The sequence below is a fragment of the Ornithinimicrobium avium genome, assembly GCF_003351765.1.
Taxonomy (GTDB): domain Bacteria; phylum Actinomycetota; class Actinomycetes; order Actinomycetales; family Dermatophilaceae; genus Ornithinicoccus; species Ornithinicoccus avius.
Genome location: NZ_CP031229.1, coordinates 3,479,483 through 3,501,873 on the forward strand (window position 1 = coordinate 3,479,483; position 22,391 = coordinate 3,501,873).

Genomic DNA, 22,391 nt, shown 5'->3' on the forward strand with positions numbered 1-22,391 from the left:
GTCGGCGGTGAGCAATGGCGTCGTGGCGTCCATGAGCGGTCCCTCAGTATGCTTGACGCCTCGGAAGGGCCCGTGCTGGGCGTGGACGCACCTGGTCCTGCGCTTCGAACCGATGGAGGTCGCTCAAGGCATGTCGCGGGCCACTCAAGACGCAGAGCAGGCGCCCATCCGGTTCACGGCCGAGCTGTCTGCCATCGACGGGATCACGTTGGTGACCTTGCCAACCTCTGCGAGCGAGGAACTGCCGTCGCGCGGGCAGGTCGCGGTGCGGGGAACCCTTGAAGGGCATCCGTTCGCGACCGTCGTCGAGCCGGACGGACGCCGGGGTCACTGGATACGTCTCGACCAGGTGCTGCACCAAGACGCAGGGGTCGGTCCCGGCGACACCGCCGACCTAACGCTGGAGGTCGTGCCCGACTGGCCAGAGCCTGACGTGCCTGCGGACTTGAAGGCTGCCCTGGACGAGGCCCCCGCACGGATCCGAGAGTTGTGGCAGGACCTCACGCCGATGGCCCGGTGGGAGTGGGTCCGCTGGGTCCAGGCGACGAGAAACCCCGCGACACGGCAACGCCGGGTGGAGGCCAGCGTCTCGAAGATGGACGACGGGAAGCGGCGGCCGTGCTGCTTCGACCTGTCATCGTGCACTGACCCCGCCCTTGCCAGGAGCGGCAAACTGCGCGATCCGTCCTAGTAACGCGACTGGCCCCGTGCGGGCGCCATACGGTCAGAGTCGGACTCGGGTGGCCATCACTAATGCACGTATGTTGCACGAATCCCGCGAAAAGTCCCTGTCTCATGCAATCTTCGCAGGTCAACGGGTTCTGCCCGGATGTCTTGTAAACAGGTGGTTGAGGGTTCGAGTCCCTTCGCCAGCTCCGGGACGTGCTGCGTCCACGAGGACGCGCCGGGCCGCGCCCGACGTGGAAGAGCGAGGTCATCCGAGCCGGTCAGGCTGGCCCGCTCCGTCTACGACCGTCCCGCGGTCGTGAGCGTCGCGCTCGACGGGACGACGCCTCTCGGCCGCGGGGAGCCCGGCGCGACGGGCCAGGACGATGCCCACCCACAGCGTCCAGGCCCACCAGACGATGACCGCCGTGGACAGCGCGCTGGCCAGAGGGTAGGTCGAGGGCGCCGTGAGCAGGCCGGAGAGAAGCGTGGTCGCGCCCGTGAGGACGCCGATGCCCGCGAGCAGACGGGAGAGGTCGCCGTGGCGCCACATCGCAGCCGCGCACAGCAGCACGGCCAGGCCCACCGGGGCGGTGACGCCGCTGCCGACGAACCAGGCAGCCCGGTCGAGCGCCAGCACCGCGTCGGCGTCCACGCCGTCGGCGACCAGGCCGGCGGTACCGGCCAGCAGCCCGACCGCCGCGACCTCGAGCGCGACGGAGACGCTCATGAGCGCGACGGCCCAGTCGAGCAGCGGCGAGGGGCCGAATGCCTTCCGAAACCCCAGGACGATCAGGATGCGGCCGCTGAGCGCCAGGGCCATCCAGCCCACGAGGTAGCCGGCCCCGTTCTCGAAGCCTTCGTACGTCGCGGGGATCTCGGTGAGCGGGGTCAGGGGGGTGTTGGACGGGTAGCCTCCGGCGAGCGCCATGGCGACGAACTCGCACAGATAGAGGATGAGGCCGGTCAGGACGAGCCAGGTGCCCTTGGAAGTGTTCATGCGCTGACCGTAGGGAGAGGTCGGGCCCGGCCACATCCTCCCGGGACGGTCGGCCGGTCCTCCGCACGGAGGATCTGCGGTGTCCGCAGGGCCACAGCGTCGCGGACCCTTGGGCGCTACATTCGGCCCATGGCGCGGCGCGAGCGGTTGGTCGACGGAGCCCTGGCGCTGGCTCTCGCCGTCCTCGGCGTCATGGAGGTGTTGTCCGCGCACGGGCTCGTCGGGGGCGTCGTGGCCGACCCGGAGGCGCCGGTAGGTCCGTTGTGGCTGGACCTGAGCTTCGCCGCCCTCGTCACCCTGCCGGCGGCGTGGCGTCGGCTCTGGCCCGTGGCCGTGCCGCTCGCCGTGCTCGGGGTGCACGTCATCGCCAACGTGACCACGGTGCACCACCTCCCGTTCTTCGGCGCGCTGCTCACGCTGGGCGTGCTCGCCTACACCTTCGGCCGGTACGCCCCGCACGCCTGGGCACGGTGGGGGTGGCTCGGCCCGCTCGCCTTCGCCGGCACCGTCTGGGTGCATCTTCCCGGGGCCCAGAACGCCGCCAGCATCCTCTACGTGACCTTCCTGCTCACCGCCCCGTGGGTGGCGGGGCGGGTGATCCGGCGACTGGACCTGCAGCGGTCAGAGCTCGAGTCCGCACTGCACCACGTCTCCGTCCTCGAGGAGCAGCGCCGGGAGGCAGCACTGCTCACCGAGCGGGCCCGGATCGCTCGCGAGATGCATGACGTCCTGGCACACGGGGTGAGCGTCATGGTGGTGCAGACCGGGGCGGCGCGTCTGGACCTGCCGCAGGACTCGCACGTGCGTGAGGCGCTGCTGTCGGTCGAGCAGACAGGCCGGCGGGTGCTGGACGAGCTGCGTCGCACCGTCGGCCTCCTGCGGGCACCCGACACCGGCGACGCCATCACCCCGTCGGCGCGGCTGCGTGATCTGCCGGGGCTGGTGGACTCGATGCGGGACGCCGGTCTGGACGTCGAGCTGGACATCCGGGACGTCGAGCGGCACGACGTCGCCCGCGAGCTGGTCGTCTACCACGTCGTGCGGGAGGCGCTGACGAACAGCCTGCGGCACGCCGGTCGCACCACGACCAGAGTGACCGTGACGGGGGGCGAGGCGCTGCAGGTCACCGTGCGCGACGCGGGCGGCCGACCGGCGCAGCGGGTGGAAGGGGCTGGTTACGGCCTGACGGGTCTGCGCGAACGGGTCGCGCTCTACGGTGGCACCCTGCGCGCCGGCCGGTGCGGTGAGGGTTTCGAGGTGGTCGCCGTGATCCCGTGGGAGGAGCAACCGTGAGCGAACGGCATACCGAGGTCGTGCGGGTCCTGCTCGCCGACGACCAGCAGCTCGTGCGCGCCGGGTTCAGGTCGATCCTCAAGCACGAGCCCGACCTGGAGGTGGTCGGCGAGGCGAGCAACGGTGCCGAGGCGGTGCGGATGGCCGAGGAGCTCTCCCCGGACGTGGTGCTCATGGACATCCGGATGCCGGTCATGGACGGGCTGACCGCCACGCGGCACATCCTCTCCCGCCCGCGGCCCCCGGTCATCATCGTGCTGACCACCTTCGACGCCGACGAGTTCGTCTACCGGGCGCTGCGCGAGGGGGCCGCCGGCTTCCTGCTCAAGGACACCTCGCCCGAGGAGCTGGTGGCCTCGGTGCGCGCTGCCATCGCGGGGGACCAGATCCTGTCCCCACGGATCACCCGGCTGCTGATCTCCTCGTTCGTCGCGACGCCGCCACCCGAAGACGCAGCCCGGGCGACGGCGCAGCTGAGCGAGCGGGAGCGTGAGGTGATGGGGCTGGTGGCGCACGGCCGTTCGAACTCCGACATCGCCCGTGAGCTGTTCATCGCCGAGACGACGGTGAAGACCCATGTCGCCAGGCTGCTGCAGAAGCTGGGCCTGCGGGACAGGGTGCAGGTGGTGGTGTTCGCCTACGAGCACGGTCTCGTGCGCCCGGGGGAGTGAGCCGCATGGACCCACGAGCGAGGACCCGAGGCTTTCGCCGGTTATGCATGGACGTCGTGGATCGTGCCCCAGGACCGTCGTGCCGAGCGGCTCAGTGCGTTGTTCGCGCTGACCGTCGGTGAGGTGGGGCTGCCCTTCGGTCAGGCATGGGTGGCTCGTGCTCCCGAACCCGGCGGCAGCGTCGCTGGTGGGGTCGTCGTCCTGCGCCCCGACCGGCCGGTGCCCGCTCACGTGTGGCAGAGGGTGGCCGCCGCGGAGGCGGAGGTGCTGGGTGAGCGCCGGAGGGTCAGCGAGCAGGCGGACGCCGCGTGCGCCGGTCTGCGGCCCTCGGAGCCGCACCTGATCGTGGCGACGATGGGGGTCCGGCCCGACCACCGGCGCCGCGGTGTGGCAAGAGCTCTGCTCGAGCAGGCCCTGGCCCTGGCGGACCAGCTGGGGGTACCGGCGTATCTGGAGACCTCCTCGACGGCCAACGTGGCGCTGTACCAGCGGTCCGGCTTCGGCGTCAGCGGTCACCTGCACGTGCCCGGTGGCGGTCCCCCCGTCTGGGCCATGCGCCGGGAGGCCCCTGGCTGAGTCCGTGCGTCCGGGTATGCGGTGAGGTCGCGGTGCAGGACGGTGCCGTTCGGCGCGCGGAAGACCGGGGCCGTGGTTACCGTGAACATGCGGTCGCACCCGAGCGCCGCGTCCACCTCACCGGACCTGAGTACAGCCCTGCGCTCGGGTCCCTGCTCCTTGGAGGCTCGCATGACGCTCCGTGTCGCGTCGGTCCCCTCTGGGCACGTCTACGTCCGTCACCTCGCCGGAGGGCCCGGTGAGCAGGTGCAGCGCCTGCCGGACCCCTCGCCGGGGGCGGGCGTGCCGGCCGGCCAGTGGTGGCCGCCGCGCATGCTGGAGGCCGGCTGGGTCGCCGAGCACTCCACCGAGTTCGACCTGATGCACATCCACTTCGGGTTCGACGCCGTCTCCCCGGCCGACCTCACCGAGCTCGTGGCCGCGTTGCGTGCAGCCGGCAAGCCGCTGGTCCTCACGGTCCACGACCTGCGCAACCCGCACCATCGCGAGCCCGGCCTGCACGACGAGCAGTTGTCGGTCCTGGTCGCCGGTGCGGACGCACTGATCACCCTGACCGAGGGAGCTGCCGCGCAGATCCGGCGGCGGTGGGGGCGGGAGGCGCGCGTGCTGCCGCACCCTCACGTGGTGGAGGAGCCGACGCTGCGCCGCCCCCGTCCCACGCGGACCGGGTTCGTCGTCGGAGTGCACGCCAAGAGCCTGCGCGCCAGCATGGACCCGGCCTTCGACATCGAGTCGATCGTCGGTGTGCTGCCGTCCCTGCCGGGGGCCAGCCTGAGGGTGAACGTGCACAACGACGTGATGACGCCGGGGAACCGGCAGCACGACGCCGTCCTGGCCGGGCGGCTGCACGGTCTCGCGGGCGAGGGCCTCATCGACCTGCACGTGCACGACTACTTCTCCGACGCGCAGCTGTGGGACTACCTGCAGGGGCTGGACCTGTCGGTCCTGCCCTACCGGTTCGGCACCCACTCCGGCTGGCTCGAGGCCTGCTACGACCTGGGGACGGTCGTCGCCGCCCCGGACTGCGGCTTCTATGCCGAGCAGCGCCCCTGCCTCAGCTTCCCCACCGGGCCGGACACCGCCCGACGGGACGGTCTGGCGCAGGCGGTGCGCACGGCATACCAGGACCGTCCCCGGTGGCGGGCCGACCCCGACGAGCGCGCGGCCGAGCGGGCCCACCTGGCCCGGGCCCACCACGAGGTCTACGCCCAGGCCCTGGCGGGGAGCGTGTCGTGCACGTCGTGATCATCGCGGCCGCGAACCACGCGCTGCGCGAGCCGTTCGCCGGTGGGCTGGAGTCGCTGACCTGGCACCTGGTGCGGGGGCTGCGTCGGCGCGGGGTGGAGGTCACCCTGTTCTCCGGGCCGGGCAGCGACCCGGCCCTGGGCGCCCACGAGATCCTGGTCGAGCCGCTGGAGCTCAGTCAGACCGCCCGTCGCGACGTCGCCATGCCACCGGAGCGGTGGCTGCGGGAGCACCACTCCTACCTGCAGGCGATGCTCGACCTGCTGGGGCGCACGGACGTCGACCTGATCCACAACAACAGCCTGCACTACCTGCCGATCGCACTGGCCGCGACGCTGCCCGCGCCCATGCTCACGACGCTGCACACCCCGCCGACGCCCTGGTTGGAGCCGGCGATCCGGCTGATGGACCAGCGCCGGGCCCGGTTCGTGGCCGTCAGCGCGCACACCGCCCGCTCCTGGCGGCACGTCACGAGCGCGCAGGTCGTGCTCAACGGGGTGGACGTGGAGCAGTGGCGGCCCGGTCCTGGCGGGGAGGACCTCGTGTGGTTCGGCAGGCTCGTCCCGGAGAAGGCACCGCACGAGGCCGTCCGCATCGCCCTGGGCGCAGGTCAGCGCATCCGGCTCGCCGGACCGGTGTCGGACGCGGACTACTTCGACGCCGCCGTCCGGCCGTTGCTCGGGCCGCGTGCCGACTACCTCGGTCACCTCGGCACCGACGATCTCGCGGCCCTGGTCGGGCAGAGCGCGGCGACGCTGGTGACACCGGTGTGGGACGAGCCCTACGGACTGGTCGCCGCGGAGTCGCTCGCCTGCGGCACCCCGGTGCTGGGCTACGACCGGGGCGGGCTGCGGGAGTTCGTACCTCCCGACTGCGGGGTGCTCGTGCCCGGAGGCGACCTCCAGGAGGCGACCCGCCGGGTCGAGGAGGCTGCGGGCCTGGACCGGGCCACCTGCCGCCGCCAGGCCGTGCAGCACTGCTCGGTGGAGCGGATGATCGAGGACTACCTGGAGGTCTACGCCCAGGTGCTCGCGCCGGGGCGCGCCGCGTGATCGGCTACTACGCCCACCACCAGGGTGCCGGCCACGTCACCCGGCTGCAGTCGGTCGCGGCCTGCCTGCAGGAGCCGGTGTGGGGGCTGAGCTCGCTGCCGCGGCCTGCCGCGTGGTCCGGCCCGTGGACCGTGCTGGAGCGCGACGACGGCACGGCCGAGGGCGCGCCGCAGGACGTCACGGCCGGCGGCGTCCTGCACTGGGCGCCGGTGGGTCACGCGGGCCTGAGCCGACGGATGACCCAGCTGGCCGCGTGGGTCGCCGGGCACCGGCCCCGGCTCGTCGTGGTCGACGTGTCGGTCGAGGTCGCCCTGTTCATCCGGTTGATGGGGATCCCGACCGTGGTCGTCGCCCTTCCGGGCCGACGGCTGGACCCGCCGCACCGCCTCGCCTACGACTCGGCCGCGGCGCTGCTCGCCCCGTGGCCCGAGGGCGCCCACGGGCAGGACTGGCCGACGGCCTGGACGGAGAAGACCTGGCACGTCGGCGGGATCTCGCGCTTCGACGGCCGGGCGCCGGCCCCACGGCCCGGGTCGTCCGGGTCACGTCGCAGGGTCCTCGTGCTGTGGGGCAGCGGCGGCCGATCGGTGGACGCCGCGGCGGTCGCCGGCGCCGCGGCGTCCACCCCCGGGTGGGACTGGTCGGAGCGGGACCCGGTGCGCGCACCGGCCGTCGACCTGTGGGCCGACCTGGCCGCGGCCGACGTCGTCGTCACCCACGGCGGGCAGAACGCCGTCGCCGAGGTCGCCGCCGCGCGACGCCCGGCGGTCGTCGTCGCCCAGCCTCGACCGTTCGGGGAGCAGGAGGCGACAGTGGGCGCGCTGGACCGGCTCGGCATCGCGGTCGGGCTGCAGCAGTGGCCCGCGCCCGAGCGGTGGCCGGCCGTGCTGGAACGTGCCGCCGGACTGGGTGGGGACGGGTGGGGGCGCTGGTCGAGCGGCGAGGGGGCCCGCCGGGCTGCCGAGCACCTGAGCAGGCTGGACCGCATACCGCAAGACCTGTCGGCATGACCGGCCGGACCGCGGTGGTGACGATCGCGCACGGTCGTCACGAGCACCTTGCCGGACTCATGTGGGGTCTGCGGCGGCAGGTCCGCAGCCCCGACGTGTTCGTCGCGGTCGCGATGGACGACCCTGGCGTGCTGGCCGTGGTCGAGGGAGGCGCCCCGCCGGCCCCGCAGGTCGCGGTGCCGAGCGTGCCCAGCTGCGCGGAGGGCCTGCCCCTGGCCGCCGCGCGCAACGCTGGTGCCCGGGCAGCGGTCGCGGCGGGAGCGGACACGCTGATCTTCCTGGACGTGGACTGCATCCCCTCGCCCGGGCTGGTGCAGCGGTATGACGAGGTGCTGGCACCCGCGTGCCCGTCCCCCCGGCCTGCGGTCGCCGGGCCGGTCGTGGCCGCCGGCGAGGTGGCGTACCTGCCGGCCGTGAACCACCCGCGTGACTACCGCGCAGCCGACCTGGCCGCCCTGGCCCGGCCGCACCCGGCGCGCCCCGCCCTGCGTGCCGGTGAGGTGCGTTCGGCCGACGACCTGCGACTGTTCTGGTCGCTCTCCTTCGGCATCGGCGCCGCCGACTGGCAGCGGCTCGGCGGTTTCGACGAGGGCTACGTCGGCTACGGGGCCGAGGACACCGACTTCGGGCAGCGGCTGGGGGCTGCGGGGGGTCGGTTGCTCTGGGTCGGCGGGGCAGCCGCCTACCACCAGCACCACCCGTCCTCCGACCCACCCGTGCACCACCTCGACTCGATCGTGGCCAACGCCAACCGGTTCCACCGTCGCTGGGGCTGGTTCCCGATGGAGGGCTGGCTGGCACGGTTCGCAGCGCTCGGCCTGGCTGACCAGGACCCGGACACCGGGCAGTGGCGGGCCCTGCACCGGGTCTGAGGGGAGGTATCGGCCTCGCCTCGGGCCGCGGTGGTGGGCGTGCGCAGTCAGGTCAGTCGGGCTCGTCCGGGTCGACCGAGCTCGGAGCCTCCCCGTGCTCGGAGGACTCGTTGATGTCCACCGCGTCACTGATCTCGGTGTTGACGTCCGGGGTGTCGGGCACGCTGTCCGCGCCCCCGAGGGCCGTGCCGGGGTCGAGGGCGCCGGAGCCGCCCTCGGAGACGGCTGTGCCGTCCTGGTCCTCGGGGCGCTCGGAGGGCTCCTGCTGCTGGTCGCTCATCTGGCCAGAGTACGGTTGGGATCCCGTCCGCTCCTGGTGGAACGCGCGGGCCGCGCTGCCGCGGTGCGCCTGAGCACGGCCACCGGCCAGGCCTTTCGTGCCACGATGGCCGGATGGGAGCGGTGCAGCGTGCGACGTGGCTGGGCGGACGAGCGTGAGAACCGTCGTCGGGCTCGCGCTCGCGGTGCTCGCCCTGACCTCCTGCGGCTCCGTCACCCCGGAGGGCAGCGGCACGGGCCTCTCCGGGCGCACCTTCCTCAGCACGGCCGTCACCCGGGACGGCGCCCCGCGCGAGCTCGTCGAGCGGTCACGCATCAGCCTGACCTTCGCCGACGGGCGGCTCACCGCCCAGGCTGGGTGCAACACGATGTTCGGCGACTACCGCGTCGAGGGCGAGGTGCTCGTGATCGACGCGCTCGGCACGACAGAGATGGGCTGTCCCGACGGGCTGGCCGCCCAGGACGACTGGTTGTCCGGGCTGCTGTCCAGCCGCCCGCGGCTCGAGCTGCACGGTGAGCAACTGGTGCTGGTCACTACGACCGACACGGTCACGCTGCTGGACCGCGTCGTCGCCGACCCGGACCGCCCGCTCGTCGGGACGGTATGGCGGGTGGACGCGCTGACCTGCGGCGAGGCCGTGTCGAGCGTCCCCGTCGGCGCCGAGGCGTCCCTCACCTTCGGGGAGGACGGCACGGTGCAGGTGCGTGGCGGGTGCAACACCGGGTCGGCCTCCTACACCGCCGTCGACAGGACGGTGAGCCTCGGCCCGGTCGCCATGACCAGGATGGCCTGCGAGGGCGGGCGCGGCGAGCTCGAGGCCGCCGTCCTCCGGGTGCTGGACGCCGGCGAGCTGCAGCTGACGATCACCGCCGATCGGCTCACGCTCACCACGGGCAGGGACGGCCTCGTCCTGCGGGCCGGCTGAGCCGGGGACCGCAGGCCCCCGTCTCGCCTACCCTGACCCTGTGCACGCGAGACCGAGCGGACCGGACCGCGCCAGGTGGCTGATGCAGCCGGCCTGGCTGCCCACCCTGCGCGCCGGCATCGGCCTCGTGGTGATCCTCAGCGCAGCCGTCGGCATCGTGCTGGCCTGGGGGACGATCGTGGTCGCGCTCATGGTGCTCTGGCTGGCGCTGGGCGTCTTCCTGGTCTGGGCCAGCCGGTACGAGCGCACCGGCACGACCTTGGACGAGGGCGCGATCACCGTGGTCGAGGGCCGACACCCGCAGCGACTGACCCGGGCGGGCGTCCTCGACCTGCGCACCGAGGGCCCCGCGGAGCACCCGTGGCGGATCGTGGCGGTGCTGCGCGACGGGCGGACCCTTCCCCTCCTGGGCGTCCCGCCGGGCGAGCTGGACCGGCTACGTCGCTGGCACTCGCAGACCTGACGCCGGCGCTGCCGCGGCTTCGCCGATGACACGTCAACCACATACCCTTGGCCCAATGGTCGCCACCCCCTCCCGCGCGCGCCTGGGCATCTCGCTGCAGTTCTTCACCAACGGCTCGCTGCTCGGCACGCTGCTGCCGCACTACCCGCAGATCAAGGACGCCTTCGAGCTGTCCAACGCGGTCTTCGGCCTGCTCGTCGTGGCCTTCGCGGTGGGGTCGCTGCTCACCGCGGCCTTCGCGGGAAAGGTCGTCCGGCGCTTCGGCGCGATGTCCACCGCGACCGTCCTGACCCTCGTCCTGGCGGCCGCGCTCGCGGTCGCGGCGTCCAGCCCCTGGCTCTGGCTGCTCTTCCTCGGCCTCTTCCTCGCCGGCTGCTGCGACCCGGTCCTGGACGCCGGCCAGAACGTCCACGGGCTGCGCGTGGAGCAGGTGCTCGGCCGCTCGGTCATCAACTCCCTGCACGCCACCTGGAGCCTCGGTGCCGTCACCGGCGGCCTGGTGGGCGCGTGGACCGTCGGGCTCGGCCTGCACGTGGGTCCGGTCATGGTCGTCAGCGGGCTCGTCTGGTCCGGTGTGGCGGTGCTGGCCTGGTGGCTGGCCCGGCTGCCGGAGGTCGAGGAGCGTCCGGCGGCGGGACGGCAGCACCCCCGACCGACCCGGGTCAGGGCCCTGCTGCTCGTGGCCCCGGTCGCGGTGCTGGCGGTCGCAGGCACGCTCGTGGAGGAGGTCGGCAACTCCTGGGCCACGCTCTACGCCCGGGACGTGACCGGCGCGGCACCCGGGGTCGCCGGACTGGCCTACGTCACCGCCTACGCCGCCCAGTTCGTCGGCCGGATCACCGGCGACCGCCTCACCGACCGCTTCGGCCGGGGCGAGGTGGCGGTGGCGGGCGGTGTGCTCATCGCCGCCGGTGGCCTGGTCGTCATGGTCGCGCCGACGGTGCTCGTCGTGCTCGGCGGCTTCGCCCTGCTCGGCCTGGGCTGCGCGACCCTGGTGCCGGCCGCGTTCGCGGCCGCCCACGAGCTGCCGGGGCTCGCCTACGGCACCGGCGTCGCGCTCGTCGGCTGGCTGATGCGCGGCGGGTTCGTGCTCACCTCTCCCGTGCTGGGCGTGGTCGCGGACCGTTGGGGACTGCGTGCCGGTATGGCGCTGCCCCTCCTCGCCGGGCTGGTCGCCGTGGCCGTCGCGCTGCGGCTGCGCCGGCCCGCGTCGGTGCCCGAGCCGGCCTGAGCATGCTTGAGCACGGTCCAGCCGAGGAGGGGGCCAGGGCTCGGGCGCAGGCGTTGTCGGAGACCGTGAACAGGGCAGCCCATCGCGCTCTGCACCGTCGGGCACGCCTCGCCGCCCACCGCCGGCAGGAGACGTCGTCGACCCACGTCCTCGAAACTACCTCCCCGCGCGGACTGCGTCAGGCTCCTGTGTCAGGCATCGTCAGGGTCGGAGCACCGGGGGTGCCTGACGCAGCTGCCCGAGGCACCCGACCGTTCCGTGGTCAGCGCGGGGGCATCCGCAGCGCGCCGTCGAGGCGCACGACCTCGCCGTTGAGCAGGGGGTTGTCCACGATGTGGGCGACGAGGGCGGCGTACTCCTCGGGGCGGCCCAGGCGCGGGGGGTGGGGGACGAGCGCCTCGAGGGAGCTGCGGACCTCCTCGCCCAGCCCGGACATCATCGGCGTCTCGAAGACCCCGGGGGCGATCGTCATCACGCGGATCCCCTTGTCGGCCAGGTCGCGGGCGGCGGGCAGGGTGAGCCCGGCGACGCCGGCCTTGGAGGAGGCGTAGGCCGCCTGCCCGACCTGACCCTCGAAGGCCGCCACCGAGGCCGTCATCACCACCAGGCCGCGGTCGCCCATGCCGCGCTCGTCGGGGACCGGCTCGTTGGCGGCCATCTGCTCGGCGGCCAGGCGCAGGACGTTGAAGGTGCCCACGAGGTTGATCTCGACCACGGTGCGGTAGACCTCCAGGTCGAGGACGCCGCGGCGGGACAGGATCCGGCCCGGGGTGGCGACGCCGGCGCAGCAGACGGCGACGCGCAGCTCGCCCAGCCCCGCGGCGGTGCCCACCGCCGCGGCGACCTGGTCGGCGTCGCGCACGTCGGCGCCGGCGAAGCTGGCCCGCTCGCCCAGCTGGGCGGCGACCTCCTCGCCACGTCCGCCGGGCAGGTCGACGAGGACGACCTGCGCGCCCTCGGCCAGCAGGCGGCGGGCGGTCGCCTCGCCCAGGCCGGAGGCGCCCCCGGTGACGAGGGCGACGGTCGACTCGGTGATCTGCATGGGTTCCTCCGGGTGTGTCGTGTGCCGGACGCTGCGGGCGGGTGCCGGTCAGCGGTGGGCGGCCAGCACCTCGCGCGCGATGACCAGGCGCTGGATCTGGTTGGTGCCCTCGAAGATCTGGGTGACCTTGGCCTCGCGCATGAAGCGCTCGACCGGGAAGTCGGTGGTGTAGCCGTAGCCGCCGAGCACCTGGACGGCGTCGGTGGTGACCTTCATCGCCGCGTCGGTGGCGACCAGCTTGGCGACCGCCGTCTCCTGGGTGTTCGGCAGGCCGGCGTCCTTGAGCCGGGCCGCGTGCAGGTAGGTGGCGCGGGCGGCCCCGACGGCCGCGGCCATGTCGGCGAGGAGGAAGGCCAGTCCCTGGTTGTCGGCGATCGGCCGGCCGAACTGCTCGCGCTCGGTCGCGTAGGCGCTGGCCACCTCCAGGGCACGCTGCGCCAGGCCGGTCGCGGCGGCCGCGATGCCCAGGCGGCCGGAGTCGAGGGCGGCGAGCGCGATCGGCATACCCTTGCCCTCCTCGCCGATGCGGTGCTCGGCGGGCAGCCGGACACCGTCGAGCAGGACCTCCCCGACGGTGTCGCTGTGCAGGCCCATCTTGCGCTCGGGCTCGGGGAAGGACAGGCCCTGCGTGCCGGCCGGCACGTGGAAGCAGGCCAGGCCGCGGCCGCCCTCGTCGGAGGTCCTGGCGAAGAGCGTGTAGTAGTCGGCGTGGCCGGCGTGGCTGATCCAGGCCTTGCCGCCGGTGATCAGGTAGTCGGCCGCCGACCCTGTGCCCACCTTCTCGGCGCGCGTGCGGATGGCTGCGACGTCGGAGCCGGCCTGCGGCTCGGAGAGGCAGTAGGCCCCGAGCTGGTCGCCGGAGAGCATCCCGGTCAGCCACCGCTCCTGCTGCTCGGCGGTGCCGAAGGTGGCCATCGGGAAGGCGGTCAGGGAGTGGACCGAGACGCCCACCGCGACCGACATCCAGCCACGGGCGAGCTCCTCGATGACCTGCAGGTAGACCTCGTAGGGCTGTCCGCCGCCGCCGAGCTCCTCTGGGTAGGGCAGCGACAGCAGCCCGGCCTGCCCCAGCATGGCGAACACCTCGCGGGGGAAGCGCTTGGCGGCCTCCGCCTCGTCCACCTGGGGGAGGAGCTGCTCGTCGGCGATCTGCCGGACGAGGGCCAGCAGGTCCTCTGCCTCGTCGGTGGGAAGCACGCGGTGCACCATGTCCAGGAGGATATCGCTGGACGTGGCGTCACCCCAGCACCGTCACGCGGGGTAGACGGACACCTCGGTCGCCTTGACGCTCGCCCACAGCCTGGCCCCGCGGACGACGCCGAGCTCGGCGACCGCGCCGAGCGTCACCTCCGCGCTGAGCTGGTTGGCGCCGGGCCCGTCCAGACGGACGCGCGCCCGCTGCCCGGTGACGGTCACCGCGACGACCTCGAGCTGCCACAGGTTGCGGGCCGAGGCGGCCGGGTGCTCGGTGTAGAGCGTGATCGCCGCCGGGTTGATCGTCGCCAGGAGCTCCTCGCCCGGCCCGGCGCCTCCCGGCACCTCGGCGACCACGAGGTGCTCGCCGCGACCGAGGTCGAGGGACCGTGCGAGGGCAGCGTCCTGGCCCGCCTGCGTCAGCGTGCCGCGCAGCAGGTTGAGCCCCACCACGCCTGCGACGTAGGGCGAGCGCGGCCGGGCGACGACCTCGGCCGGGGCACCGGACTGCACCACCCTGCCGTCGTCGACGAAGAGCAGCTGGTCGCCGAGCGTCAGCGCGTCGAGCGGGTCGTGGGTGACCAGGACCGTCGCGCCGGCGAACTCGCGGAGCCGGTGGACCAGGTCCGCGCGGGTCGCCGAGCGGGTCTGCGGGTCCAGCGCCGAGAGCGGCTCGTCCAGCAGCAGGATCTCCGGGTCGGTCGCCAGCGCCCGGGCGAGGGCCGCCCGCTGCGCCTGCCCCTGGGAGACCTGCGCGGGTCGGCGGCCCTCGAGGTCGGTGAGCCCGACGCGGCCCAGCTCCTCGGCGGCGCGGGCGCGGGCGGCGGCGCGCGGCATACCCCTGGAACGGGGGCCGAAGGCCACGTTGTCCAGCAGCGACAGGTGGGGGAAGAGGAGCGGGTCCGCCAGCACCATCCCCACCCCGCGCTCCTCGGGCGGCAGGTGGACGCCGTCGCCGGACCACACGCGCCCGCCCGCCCGCACGTGCCCGGAGGCGAGAGTATGCAGTCCCGCGAGCGCCTTGAGCACGGTCGTCTTTCCCGACCCGTTGGGGCCGAGGACCGCGGTGACCCCGCGTCCGCAGGCGAGGTGGACGTCGGTGCGGAAGGTACCGAGCTCGACGACGACGTGGGCGTCCAGGAAGGGCGGGTCGGCGGGTGCGGCGCTCACCGCAGCCACCTCGAGCGGAGCGCGCCGAGCACGACGACGCTGACCAGCAGCATGACGAGGGAGAGCGCGATGGCGGCCTGCGGGTCGCGCTCGAGCGAGGCGTAGACGCCCAGCGGCGCGGTCTGGGTGCGGCCGGGGAAGCTGCCGGCGAAGGTGATCGTCGCGCCGAACTCGCCGAGGGCGCGCGCCCAGGCCAGCGCCGACCCCGCCGCGATGCCCGGTAGCACCATCGGGACCACGACCGTGCGGAAGGTGCGGACCGGGCCGGCGCCCAGGGTGGCGGCGATCTCGTCGAAGCGCCGGTCCAGGCCGCGCATCGCCCCCTCGACCGAGATGACGTAGAAGGGCATCGCCACGAAGATCTCGGCCATGACCACGGCCGCGGTCGTGAACGGCAGCGTGATCCCGAAGGTCGTCTCGAGCCACCCGCCGAGCACGCCGCGTCGGCCCCAGGTCATGAGCAGCGCGACGCCGCCGACGACCGGCGGCAGCACGAGGGGGACGGTGATCAGGGCCCGTCCCCACGCGGTCAGCGGGTGGTCGGAGCGGGCGAGGATCCAGGCCAGCGGGGTCCCGAGCGTCCAGACGACCACCATCGTGAGCGAGGTGGTCAGGGCCGAGAGCCGCAGCGACTCCCCGACGACGGGTGCGGCCAGGTGGGTGCCGATGTGGGGCCAGTCGGCCCGGACGAGCAGGGCCAGCAGAGGCAGGACGACGAACGCCACGCCGATCCAGGCCGGCGCCAGCAGGGCCAGGCGGGAGGTGAGGCTGCGCCCGGTCACGCCGTGCGCGGGCCTTCCCCGCGTGGGGGCTGCCCGGGCGGTCACGGCGCCACGAAGCCCGCGTCGGCGAGCCGCTGCTGGCCACGTCCGGACATGACCTCGTCGATGAAGGCCTGCGCGAGCGGGGAGCCGGACACCGCCAGGACGGGGTAGGAGCTGACGACGTTGTCCGCCGCCGGGATCTCCACCCCGGCCACCCCGTCGCCTGCGGCGGCCACGTCCGTGCGGTAGACGACCCCCACGTCCGCCTCGCCCAGCTCCACCTTGCTCAGCGTGGCGCGCACGTCGGGCTCGAAGGAGGCGACGTCGGGGCTGATGCCGAGGTGCTCGAAGAGCGTCCGGGCGGCGGTGCCGCAGGGCACCTCCGGCTGGCAGACCACGAGGCGTATGCCGTCCTTGGTCAGGTCCTGCGTGCCGCCGATGCCGGCCGGGTTGTCGGCGGGCACCGCGAGCTCGAGGGTGTTGGTGGTGAAGACGACGGGCGGGCCCAGGCGCAGCTCCGGGGCGAGCGGGTCGAGCGAGCTCTGCCCGGCGAGGGCGATGACGTCGGCAGGAGCGCCCTCGTTGACCTGCTGGACGATCGTGGAGGAGGCCGAGAAGGACTGCTCGACCGTGACGCCGGGGTGGTCCGCCTCGAAGTCCGCCGCAACCTGCTCGAAGACGTCGGTCAGCGAGGCGGCAGCGAGCACCGTGAGGGTCCGCCCGCCACCCCCGGCGGACGTGGCGGGCGCCCCGCAGGCGGCCAGGGAGGTGGTGAGGGCGGCGAGGCCGAGCGCGGCGGTGGCGCGAAGAGCACGTGCCCCGGAGGTGGTCACGGGGCCAGTCCGAGCGTGACGTTGGTGGACTTGACCGAGGCGACGACGACCGAGCCGGGCCCCAGGCCGAGCTCCTCGACGGCCTCGGTGGAGATGAGCGAGACGAGCCGGAAGGGGCCGGCCTGCACGTCGACCTGCGACATGACGGCGTCGCTGACCACGCGGGTCACGATGCCGCGCAGCTGGTTGCGCTGGGAGGAGGTGGCGGTGCCCTCCGCGTGGGCGCCGTGCGCCTGCGCCATCCGGGCGACGTCGACCGCCTCGACGACGGTGCGTCCCGCGGCGTCCCTGCCGGCGGACAGCCGGCCGGCCTCGACGGCACGCCGGACGGTGTCGGTCGACACCCCGAGCAGGACGGCTGCCTCACTGACTCGCATCTGCGTCATGAGGCCCATCATAGACACGCAGGTGCGACATGCCGCGCTGGGCGGCAGTGCTCAGCCGAGGACCGCGTCCATGCCGACCCGCAGCAGGGTGACGTCGGTGTCGACGGCCAGCAGGTCGAGGTCGGCCGGGAGCAGCGCGTCCAGCGCGCGGTCCCCGGAGAAGGCTCCGGCCAGCACGCCGTGCGCCCGGGCGGCCTCCCGCACCCGGGCGGCCGCCGCCACCACCGCAGCGTCCGTCGGACCGGGCCGCCCCAGCGAGAGCGACAGGTCGTAGGGGCCCACGAAGAGCCCGTCGACGCCGTCCAGGGCGGCGATCGCCCCGACGTCGTCCAGCGCACCGGCGGTCTCGACCATGGCCAGCAGCAGCGGCCGTCCCGGTCCGCCGACCAGCACCGACCGGGTCAGCCCGGTGCTGCGCCGGCCCTCCGGCGGGAAGCGCACGGCCCCGACCAGGCCTTGCGCCTCGGCCAGCGAGGACACGCCCGGCACGATGACGCCGGCCACGCCCGTGTCGAGCACCCGGGCCAGGTGCGCCGCGTCGCCAGAGGCGGCCCGGGCCAGCACCGGCACCCGCGCCACCCGCAGCAGCCCGGCGAGGTCGGAGACCTCGTAGCGACCGTGCTGGAGGTCGACGCCGAGCCAGCCGAGGTGGTCGGTCGGCAGCGCCTCGAGGGCGTCCGGGCCGATCAGGCACAGCCACAGGCCGCGCGGGTCGGCGAAGCTGGTCATGCGGATCCTCCGGGTGGGCCGGGCTGCGGTGGTGCGGCGGGCGGACCGGGCACCGGGATCTTGGCCCCCAGACCGTCGCCGGAGGAACGGCCGGTGAGCCGGCGGCGCACCCACGGCGCGAGGTGCTCGCGGGCCCAGGCGGCGTGGCCACGGGCCTGCTCCAGCCGGCCCGCCGCCTCGGCGGGCGGCAGCGGCACGCTCCAGTCCGCGGCGCCGGGGTCGTGGCCCAGGGCGGCGTAGGCCGCCAGCGCCACCCGCCGGTGCCCCTCCGGCGTCATGTGGATGCGGTCCTGGGCCCACATCCGCCAGTCCTGCAGGAAGTCGCACGCCCACTGGTTGAGCACGTAGCACCCGTGCCGCTGGGCGATCGACCAGATGTGCGCCGAGTAGGTCGCGGCCCGGCCCCGCGTCAGGCCCACGACCGGCGCCCCGGCGGGGTCGGTCGGCGTGGCCATGAGCACGTCGGCCCCGCTGGCCCGCAGGCTCGCGACCGCGGACTCGAGCTGTGCCGCCAGCGCGTCGACGTCGGCCCGGGGCCGCAGGATGTCGTTGCCTCCGCCGACGATGCTGACCAGGTCGGGCCGCAGGGCCAGCGCCGCCTCCACCTGGGGGCCCGCCACGTCGTCCAGCGTGCGCCCGCGCACCGCGAGGTTGGCGTAGGTCAGGCCGTCGGCGTGCGGCGCGAGCAGCGCCGCCAGCCGGTCGGCCCAGCCGCGGTAGCGGTCAGGGACCACCGGGTCCGGGTCGCTCATGCCCTCGGTGAAGGAGTCGCCGAGCGCGACGTAGGTGGCCCACGGCCGCGGCCGGGGTCGTACGCTGCCCGAGCCGCCGTGCACCTGGGCGCCGCGCAGGTGTCGAGCGCGCCCCGGCATACCCGGTCCCTCGCCGACGCCGCTCACGCGAGCCGCCAGTCGACCGGGCGCGCGCCCTGGCGCACGAGCAGCTCGTCGGCGCGGCTGAACGGGCGCGAGCCGAAGAAGCCGTTGCGCGCCGACAGCGGCGAGGGGTGCGCGCTCTCGATCCGCGGGACGTCGCCGAGCCGCCCGGCCAGGCCGCGCGCGTCGCGGCCCCACAGGAGCGCCACGAGAGGGCCACCGCGGCGCACGAGGGCGTCGATGGCCAGCTCGGTCACCTCCTCCCAGCCCCGTCCGCGGTGGCTCGCCGGGGCGTTGGGGCGGACGGTGAGCACGCGGTTGAGCAGCATCACGCCCTGCTCGGCCCACGGCGTCAGGTCGCCGGTCGGGGGAGGCGGGTGACCCAGGTCGCTCTCGAGCTCGGCGTAGATGTTCCGCAGGCTGCGCGGCACCGGGCGCACGTCCGGCGCGACCGAGAAGCTCAGCCCCACCGCATGACCGGGCGTGGGGTAGGGGTCCTGCCCGACGACGAGGACGCGGACCTCGCCCAGCGGCCGCTCGAACACGCGCAGCACCTGCTGGCCGGCCGGGAGGTAGCCGCGTCCGCTGGCCGCCTCGTCGCGCAGGAAGGCACCCAGCCGCGCCACGGTCGCCTCCGCAGGCGCCAGCGCCTCCGCCCAGGAGGGGTGGACGAGGCTGGTCAGCGGCGCAGGCACGGCACGAGGGTATGCCGTGCGCCTCGCCGTCGTCCGGACACCCGGTCGCGCGGGCGGTCCTGGGCACCTCGGGCGGGGCGACGCGCAGGAGGAAATGACACGCCTGTAGTTCGGGTGCCCTAGACTGGTCGCACCGACCTGGTCCGGAGCCGACGAGAGGACGACCTATGGGCGCGGCCCCCCGTGCGCAGCACACCGCCGAGACGACGTCGTTGTCGGCGCGCGACCGGGAGATCCTCGACTTCGAGCACCAGTGGTGGAAGTACGCCGGCTCCAAGGAGCAGGCGGTCAAGGACCTGTTCGACCTGAGCCCCACCCGCTACTACCAGATCCTCAACCAGCTCATCGACAGCGAGGACGCCCTCGCCCACGACCCGATGCTGATCAAGCGGCTGCGCCGCCAGCGGGCCCGCCGCCAGCGCAGCCGGTCGGCGCGCCGGCTCGGGATCGAGCTGTGACCGTCGAGCAGTGACCGACGAGTAGCCCACGCATCCGCGCCGACGCCCGGTGATTCCACGAGGACGCCGGGCGTCGCTGCGCGCGGAAGTTGGGTAACGTTCTCCGGAAGGGGACCGACGACGGTCCCGCAATCCGCGCGCACCAGGAGGCTCGTCACCGTGAAGTCCGACGTCGAGATCGCCCAGCAGGCCACACTCCGTCCCATCGGCGAGCTCGCCGAGGAGCTGGGGCTCAGCACCGACGAGTACGAACCCTACGGTCACACCAAGGCGAAGATCTCCCTCGCCGTGCTCGAGCGGCTCAAGGACAAGCCGGACGGCAAGCTCATCCTGTGCACCGGCATCAACCCGACCGCGGCGGGAGAGGGCAAGACCACCACGAACGTGGGCCTGTCCATGGCGCTCAACCGGATCGGCAAGCGCGCGATGACGACGATCCGTGAGCCCTCCCTGGGCCCCTCCTTCGGGATGAAGGGCGGTGCGGCCGGCGGCGGCTACGCGCAGGTGGTGCCGATGGAGGACATCAACCTGCACTTCACCGGTGACTTCCACGCGATCACCTCGGCGCACAACCTGCTGGCGGCGCTGCTGGACAACAGCATCCACCAGGGCAACCCGCTGAACATCAACCCCAAGCGGATCACCTGGCCCCGCGTCCTGGACATGAACGACCGTGCCCTGCGCAACATCGTCATCGGCCTGGGCAAGGTCGGCGACGGCGTCGTGCGCGAGTCCGGCTTCGAGATCACCGTGGCCAGCGAGATCATGGCCGCGCTGTGCCTGGCCACCGGCATCGAGGACCTCAAGGAGCGCTTCGGCCGGATGATCGTGGGCTACACCTACGACAAGAAGCCGGTGACCGCCGGCGACCTGGGGGCCCCCGGTGCCATGGCCCTGCTGATGAAGGACGCGGTCCGGCCCAACCTCGTGCAGACCCTGGAGAACACCCCCGCGATCATCCACGGCGGACCGTTCGCCAACATCGCGCACGGCAACAACTCGGTGGTGGCCACGCAGACCGCGCTCAAGCTGTCCGACTACGTCATCACCGAGGCGGGCTTCGGCGCCGACCTGGGCGCGGAGAAGTTCTTCGATATCGTCTGCCCGGCCGGCGGGCTCACGCCGGACGCGGTGGTGGTCGTGGCCACGGTCCGCGCGCTCAAGCTCAACGGCGGCAAGGACAAGAAGGAGCTCACCAACGAGGACCTCTTCGCCCTCGGCGCGGGCGTGGTCAACCTCGAGCAGCACCTGGAGAACCTCGCCAAGTTCGGGGTGCCTGCCCTCGTGGCGCTCAACCGCTTCCCGAGCGACACCGACGCCGAGCTGGACCTGGTCCGGCAGCGCTGCGAGGCGCTCGGCGTCAAGGTGGTGCTCTCCGAGGTGTTCGCCAAGGGCGGCGCCGGCGGGGAGGACATGGCGCACGCGGTCGTCGAGCTCTGCGAGCAGGAGAGCAACTACGCCCCGCTCTACGACGTCGAGGACGAGATGCACGCCAAGATCGAGACCATCGCGCGGGAGATCTACCGCGCGGACGGTGTGGACCTCGCCCCGACCGCAGCCACCCAGCTCGGCCAGATCAAGGCCGACGGCTACGGGAGCCTGCCGATCTGCATGGCGAAGACGCAGTACTCCTTCTCCGACGACCCGACCCGGCTGGGCGCGCCCCGCGGGTTCAGGATCACCGTGCGCGAGCTCGTCGTCAACGCCGGCGCCGGCTTCGTGGTGGCGCTGACCGGCGACATCATGCGGATGCCGGGCCTGCCCAGGGTCCCGGCTGCGGTGGGCATGGACATCTCCGACGACGGGACGATCACCGGGCTGTCCTGAGCACCGGCCGGGGCGGGCAGGCACCGCCACGTAGACTGAGGCCATGGTGGAACTGACCTGGCGCACCGTCGCGCCCGGAGTGTTCGTCCGTCGTCACGAGGAGCTCAACCTCAACTGCGGGCTGGTGGTCGGCGACGAGCGCGCGCTCGTCGTCGACACCCGCAGCTACCACGAGCTGGGCACCGAGCTGCTGGCGGCGGTGCGCGAGGTCACCGACCTGGAGCTGGTCGTGGTCAACAGCCACGCCCACTACGACCACTGCTTCGGCAACTCCGCCTTCCGCGACTCCCAGATCTACGCCCACACCGGGTGCGTCGCCGAGCTGGTGCGCACCGGCGAGCACCAGCGTCAGCAGGTCCTCGAGCACCTGCTGGCCACCGACCGCCCGGAGCTGGCCGAGCAGATCGGCCGCACCCAGATCGTGCTCCCGCACTACCTGATCGAGCAGGACACCGAGCTCGACCTGGGTGGGCGCACCGTGGAGCTGCTCTACTCCGGGCGCGGCCACACCGACCACGACCTGGCCGTGGCGGTGCCGGACGCCGGGGTGGTCTTCGCCGCGGACCTGGTCGAGGAGGGCGCCGACCCGATGATGGAGGACGCCTTCCCCCAGGAGTGGGCCGCGACCCTGCACGCGCTGATGGCCAAGCCGGCCGCCGAGCTGGCCGACGTGTGGGTCCCCGGGCACGGCGCCGTGGTGGACCGGGCCTTCGTCGAGCAGCAGACCGCCCAGCTGGCCCAGCTGGCCGAGCGCTTCACCGAGGTCGTCGACGGCGGCCTCGCCGGCGTGGACGCCCTGGTCAGCGCGTGCCGCGGCCTGGGGCTGCAGGACCAGACCCTGCGCGACGCCGCGGTCCGGGCGCTGGAGCTGCGCCGCTGACCGAGCTCGTCCGGGGGCTGCCACGGCGCTCTTCCGGTCGCCCGGCGGACGGTGTCACGACCGCCCGACCCGCGCACGGCACCCCCAGCATTTGCACTCGAGGGGGTCGAGTGCTAATCATGGACTTAGCACTCTCACCATGAGAGTGATAACACCTGACCGGACCTGTCGAGGGTCGTGCGGAGGGGCGACCTGAGCCCCCGAGCCCGTCTCGTCCGTCGCGGGCGACAGCCCGGTCATCCGCCCATCAGCGT

At 73.7% G+C, this 22,391-nt stretch carries 25 protein-coding genes; 14 read left to right on the forward strand and 11 right to left on the reverse strand.

What is annotated here, in order from left to right; all coding sequences use genetic code 11:
- The first annotated feature begins 112 nt into the window (after positions 1-112).
- Positions 113-691 carry a YdeI/OmpD-associated family protein gene (locus DV701_RS15995; protein WP_228255083.1) on the forward strand — a complete coding sequence of 193 codons (579 nt, stop codon included), beginning with the start codon at positions 113-115 and terminating at the stop codon, positions 689-691.
- Between the two features lie 243 nt (positions 692-934).
- Here DV701_RS15995 and DV701_RS16000 read toward each other — a convergent pair whose 3' ends face one another.
- Positions 935-1,666, reverse strand: coding sequence for a hypothetical protein (locus DV701_RS16000; RefSeq protein WP_114929752.1), 732 nt, complete (start codon positions 1,664-1,666; stop codon positions 935-937).
- A 129-nt stretch (positions 1,667-1,795) separates the two neighbouring features.
- Here DV701_RS16000 and DV701_RS16005 point away from each other — a divergent pair, with 129 nt between their 5' ends.
- The 7 genes from DV701_RS16005 to DV701_RS16035 all read left to right on the forward strand — a co-directional run bounded on the left by DV701_RS16005 (position 1,796) and on the right by DV701_RS16035 (position 8,385).
- Positions 1,796-2,959, forward strand: coding sequence for a sensor histidine kinase (locus DV701_RS16005; RefSeq protein ID WP_114929754.1), 1,164 nt, complete (start codon positions 1,796-1,798; stop codon positions 2,957-2,959).
- Positions 2,956-3,630 carry a response regulator gene (locus DV701_RS16010; RefSeq protein WP_202863563.1) on the forward strand — a complete coding sequence of 225 codons (675 nt, stop codon included), beginning with the start codon at positions 2,956-2,958 and terminating at the stop codon, positions 3,628-3,630. Before DV701_RS16005 ends, DV701_RS16010 begins: the two co-directional genes overlap by 4 nt.
- 63 nt (positions 3,631-3,693) lie before the next feature.
- On the forward strand, positions 3,694-4,206 hold the full coding sequence (locus tag DV701_RS16015; RefSeq protein ID WP_202863564.1) for a GNAT family N-acetyltransferase: 513 nt from the start codon (positions 3,694-3,696) through the stop codon (positions 4,204-4,206).
- 171 nt (positions 4,207-4,377) lie between these two features.
- Positions 4,378-5,451, forward strand: coding sequence for a glycosyltransferase (locus DV701_RS16020; protein WP_114929758.1), 1,074 nt, complete (start codon positions 4,378-4,380; stop codon positions 5,449-5,451).
- Positions 5,439-6,503: a glycosyltransferase gene (locus DV701_RS16025; RefSeq protein ID WP_114929759.1), complete on the forward strand. Its 1,065-nt coding sequence runs from the start codon at positions 5,439-5,441 to the stop codon at positions 6,501-6,503. Before DV701_RS16020 ends, DV701_RS16025 begins: the two co-directional genes overlap by 13 nt.
- The gene (locus DV701_RS16030) at positions 6,500-7,513 is read left to right on the forward strand and encodes a glycosyltransferase (RefSeq protein ID WP_114929761.1); all 1,014 of its coding nucleotides are present in this window, start codon (positions 6,500-6,502) and stop codon (positions 7,511-7,513) included. The genes DV701_RS16025 and DV701_RS16030 overlap by 4 nt, the downstream gene beginning before the upstream one ends.
- Positions 7,510-8,385, forward strand: a complete 876-nt coding sequence (locus DV701_RS16035; protein WP_114929763.1) for a glycosyltransferase family 2 protein — start codon at positions 7,510-7,512, stop codon at positions 8,383-8,385. Before DV701_RS16030 ends, DV701_RS16035 begins: the two co-directional genes overlap by 4 nt.
- 52 nt (positions 8,386-8,437) lie before the next feature.
- Here DV701_RS16035 and DV701_RS16040 read toward each other — a convergent pair whose 3' ends face one another.
- Positions 8,438-8,665, reverse strand: coding sequence for a hypothetical protein (locus DV701_RS16040; RefSeq protein WP_114929765.1), 228 nt, complete (start codon positions 8,663-8,665; stop codon positions 8,438-8,440).
- 154 nt (positions 8,666-8,819) lie between these two features.
- On the opposite strand from DV701_RS16040, the gene DV701_RS16045 reads away from it, so the two are divergent.
- The 3 genes from DV701_RS16045 to DV701_RS16055 are packed head-to-tail and all read left to right on the forward strand — an operon-like array spanning position 8,820 to position 11,284.
- On the forward strand, positions 8,820-9,590 hold the full coding sequence (locus DV701_RS16045) for an META domain-containing protein (RefSeq protein WP_162803097.1): 771 nt from the start codon (positions 8,820-8,822) through the stop codon (positions 9,588-9,590).
- Between the two features lie 40 nt (positions 9,591-9,630).
- Positions 9,631-10,053 (forward strand): hypothetical protein, encoded by a 423-nt coding sequence (locus tag DV701_RS16050; RefSeq protein ID WP_162803098.1) that lies wholly within the window; start codon positions 9,631-9,633, stop codon positions 10,051-10,053.
- 55 nt (positions 10,054-10,108) lie between these two features.
- The gene (locus DV701_RS16055) at positions 10,109-11,284 is read left to right on the forward strand and encodes an MFS transporter (protein ID WP_162803099.1); all 1,176 of its coding nucleotides are present in this window, start codon (positions 10,109-10,111) and stop codon (positions 11,282-11,284) included.
- 262 nt (positions 11,285-11,546) lie between these two features.
- Here DV701_RS16055 and DV701_RS16060 read toward each other — a convergent pair whose 3' ends face one another.
- Genes DV701_RS16060 through DV701_RS16100 form a run of 9 tightly spaced genes read right to left on the reverse strand, consistent with a single transcriptional unit; the run spans position 11,547 to position 18,972 of the window.
- Positions 11,547-12,326, reverse strand: a complete 780-nt coding sequence (locus DV701_RS16060; protein WP_114929774.1) for an SDR family NAD(P)-dependent oxidoreductase — start codon at positions 12,324-12,326, stop codon at positions 11,547-11,549.
- A 48-nt stretch (positions 12,327-12,374) separates the two neighbouring features.
- The gene (locus DV701_RS16065) at positions 12,375-13,535 is read right to left on the reverse strand and encodes an acyl-CoA dehydrogenase family protein (RefSeq protein WP_114929776.1); all 1,161 of its coding nucleotides are present in this window, start codon (positions 13,533-13,535) and stop codon (positions 12,375-12,377) included.
- Between the two features lie 42 nt (positions 13,536-13,577).
- Positions 13,578-14,690 carry an ABC transporter ATP-binding protein gene (locus tag DV701_RS16070; RefSeq protein ID WP_114929778.1) on the reverse strand — a complete coding sequence of 371 codons (1,113 nt, stop codon included), beginning with the start codon at positions 14,688-14,690 and terminating at the stop codon, positions 13,578-13,580.
- On the reverse strand, positions 14,687-15,472 hold the full coding sequence (locus tag DV701_RS16075; RefSeq protein ID WP_228255084.1) for an ABC transporter permease: 786 nt from the start codon (positions 15,470-15,472) through the stop codon (positions 14,687-14,689). The genes DV701_RS16070 and DV701_RS16075 overlap by 4 nt, the downstream gene beginning before the upstream one ends.
- Before the next feature lie 41 nt (positions 15,473-15,513).
- Positions 15,514-16,287 carry a molybdate ABC transporter substrate-binding protein gene (gene modA, locus DV701_RS16080; RefSeq protein ID WP_114929781.1) on the reverse strand — a complete coding sequence of 258 codons (774 nt, stop codon included), beginning with the start codon at positions 16,285-16,287 and terminating at the stop codon, positions 15,514-15,516.
- Positions 16,284-16,673 (reverse strand): TOBE domain-containing protein, encoded by a 390-nt coding sequence (locus DV701_RS16085; RefSeq protein ID WP_114931281.1) that lies wholly within the window; start codon positions 16,671-16,673, stop codon positions 16,284-16,286. The genes modA and DV701_RS16085 overlap by 4 nt, the downstream gene beginning before the upstream one ends.
- Positions 16,674-16,724: 51 nt before the next feature.
- Complete coding sequence (locus tag DV701_RS16090; protein ID WP_114929783.1) at positions 16,725-17,402, reverse strand: HpcH/HpaI aldolase family protein; 678 nt, start codon at positions 17,400-17,402, stop codon at positions 16,725-16,727.
- The gene (locus DV701_RS16095; protein ID WP_228255085.1) at positions 17,399-18,301 is read right to left on the reverse strand and encodes an SGNH/GDSL hydrolase family protein; all 903 of its coding nucleotides are present in this window, start codon (positions 18,299-18,301) and stop codon (positions 17,399-17,401) included. Before DV701_RS16095 ends, DV701_RS16090 begins: the two co-directional genes overlap by 4 nt.
- Complete coding sequence (locus DV701_RS16100; protein WP_114929788.1) at positions 18,298-18,972, reverse strand: uracil-DNA glycosylase; 675 nt, start codon at positions 18,970-18,972, stop codon at positions 18,298-18,300. Before DV701_RS16100 ends, DV701_RS16095 begins: the two co-directional genes overlap by 4 nt.
- A 167-nt stretch (positions 18,973-19,139) precedes the next feature.
- On the opposite strand from DV701_RS16100, the gene DV701_RS16105 reads away from it, so the two are divergent.
- The 3 genes from DV701_RS16105 to DV701_RS16115 all read left to right on the forward strand — a co-directional run bounded on the left by DV701_RS16105 (position 19,140) and on the right by DV701_RS16115 (position 22,137).
- The gene (locus DV701_RS16105; RefSeq protein ID WP_114929790.1) at positions 19,140-19,430 is read left to right on the forward strand and encodes a DUF3263 domain-containing protein; all 291 of its coding nucleotides are present in this window, start codon (positions 19,140-19,142) and stop codon (positions 19,428-19,430) included.
- 159 nt (positions 19,431-19,589) lie between these two features.
- Positions 19,590-21,257, forward strand: coding sequence for a formate--tetrahydrofolate ligase (locus tag DV701_RS16110; protein WP_114929792.1), 1,668 nt, complete (start codon positions 19,590-19,592; stop codon positions 21,255-21,257).
- A 43-nt stretch (positions 21,258-21,300) separates the two neighbouring features.
- A complete protein-coding gene (locus DV701_RS16115) occupies positions 21,301-22,137 on the forward strand; it encodes an MBL fold metallo-hydrolase (protein ID WP_114929794.1) in 837 nt (278 codons plus the stop codon).
- Positions 22,138-22,391: the final 254 nt, after the last annotated feature.

What these genes read in the sequence shown, in the direction of transcription:
- DV701_RS16040 (WP_114929765.1), bottom strand. Translation starts at nt 8,665, where the DNA reads ATGAGCGACCAGCAGCAGGAGCCCTCCGAGCGCCCCGAGGACCAGGAC.
- DV701_RS16055 (WP_162803099.1), top strand. Translation starts at nt 10,109, where the DNA reads ATGGTCGCCACCCCCTCCCGCGCGCGCCTGGGCATCTCGCTGCAGTTC.
- DV701_RS16005 (WP_114929754.1), top strand. Translation starts at nt 1,796, where the DNA reads ATGGCGCGGCGCGAGCGGTTGGTCGACGGAGCCCTGGCGCTGGCTCTC.
- DV701_RS16020 (WP_114929758.1), top strand. Translation starts at nt 4,378, where the DNA reads ATGACGCTCCGTGTCGCGTCGGTCCCCTCTGGGCACGTCTACGTCCGT.
- DV701_RS16115 (WP_114929794.1), top strand. Translation starts at nt 21,301, where the DNA reads ATGGTGGAACTGACCTGGCGCACCGTCGCGCCCGGAGTGTTCGTCCGT.
- DV701_RS16060 (WP_114929774.1), bottom strand. Translation starts at nt 12,326, where the DNA reads ATGCAGATCACCGAGTCGACCGTCGCCCTCGTCACCGGGGGCGCCTCC.
- DV701_RS15995 (WP_228255083.1), top strand. Translation starts at nt 113, where the DNA reads ATGGAGGTCGCTCAAGGCATGTCGCGGGCCACTCAAGACGCAGAGCAG.
- DV701_RS16000 (WP_114929752.1), bottom strand. Translation starts at nt 1,666, where the DNA reads ATGAACACTTCCAAGGGCACCTGGCTCGTCCTGACCGGCCTCATCCTC.
- DV701_RS16105 (WP_114929790.1), top strand. Translation starts at nt 19,140, where the DNA reads ATGGGCGCGGCCCCCCGTGCGCAGCACACCGCCGAGACGACGTCGTTG.
- DV701_RS16065 (WP_114929776.1), bottom strand. Translation starts at nt 13,535, where the DNA reads ATGGTGCACCGCGTGCTTCCCACCGACGAGGCAGAGGACCTGCTGGCC.
- DV701_RS16035 (WP_114929763.1), top strand. Translation starts at nt 7,510, where the DNA reads ATGACCGGCCGGACCGCGGTGGTGACGATCGCGCACGGTCGTCACGAG.
- DV701_RS16090 (WP_114929783.1), bottom strand. Translation starts at nt 17,402, where the DNA reads ATGACCAGCTTCGCCGACCCGCGCGGCCTGTGGCTGTGCCTGATCGGC.
- DV701_RS16085 (WP_114931281.1), bottom strand. Translation starts at nt 16,673, where the DNA reads ATGACGCAGATGCGAGTCAGTGAGGCAGCCGTCCTGCTCGGGGTGTCG.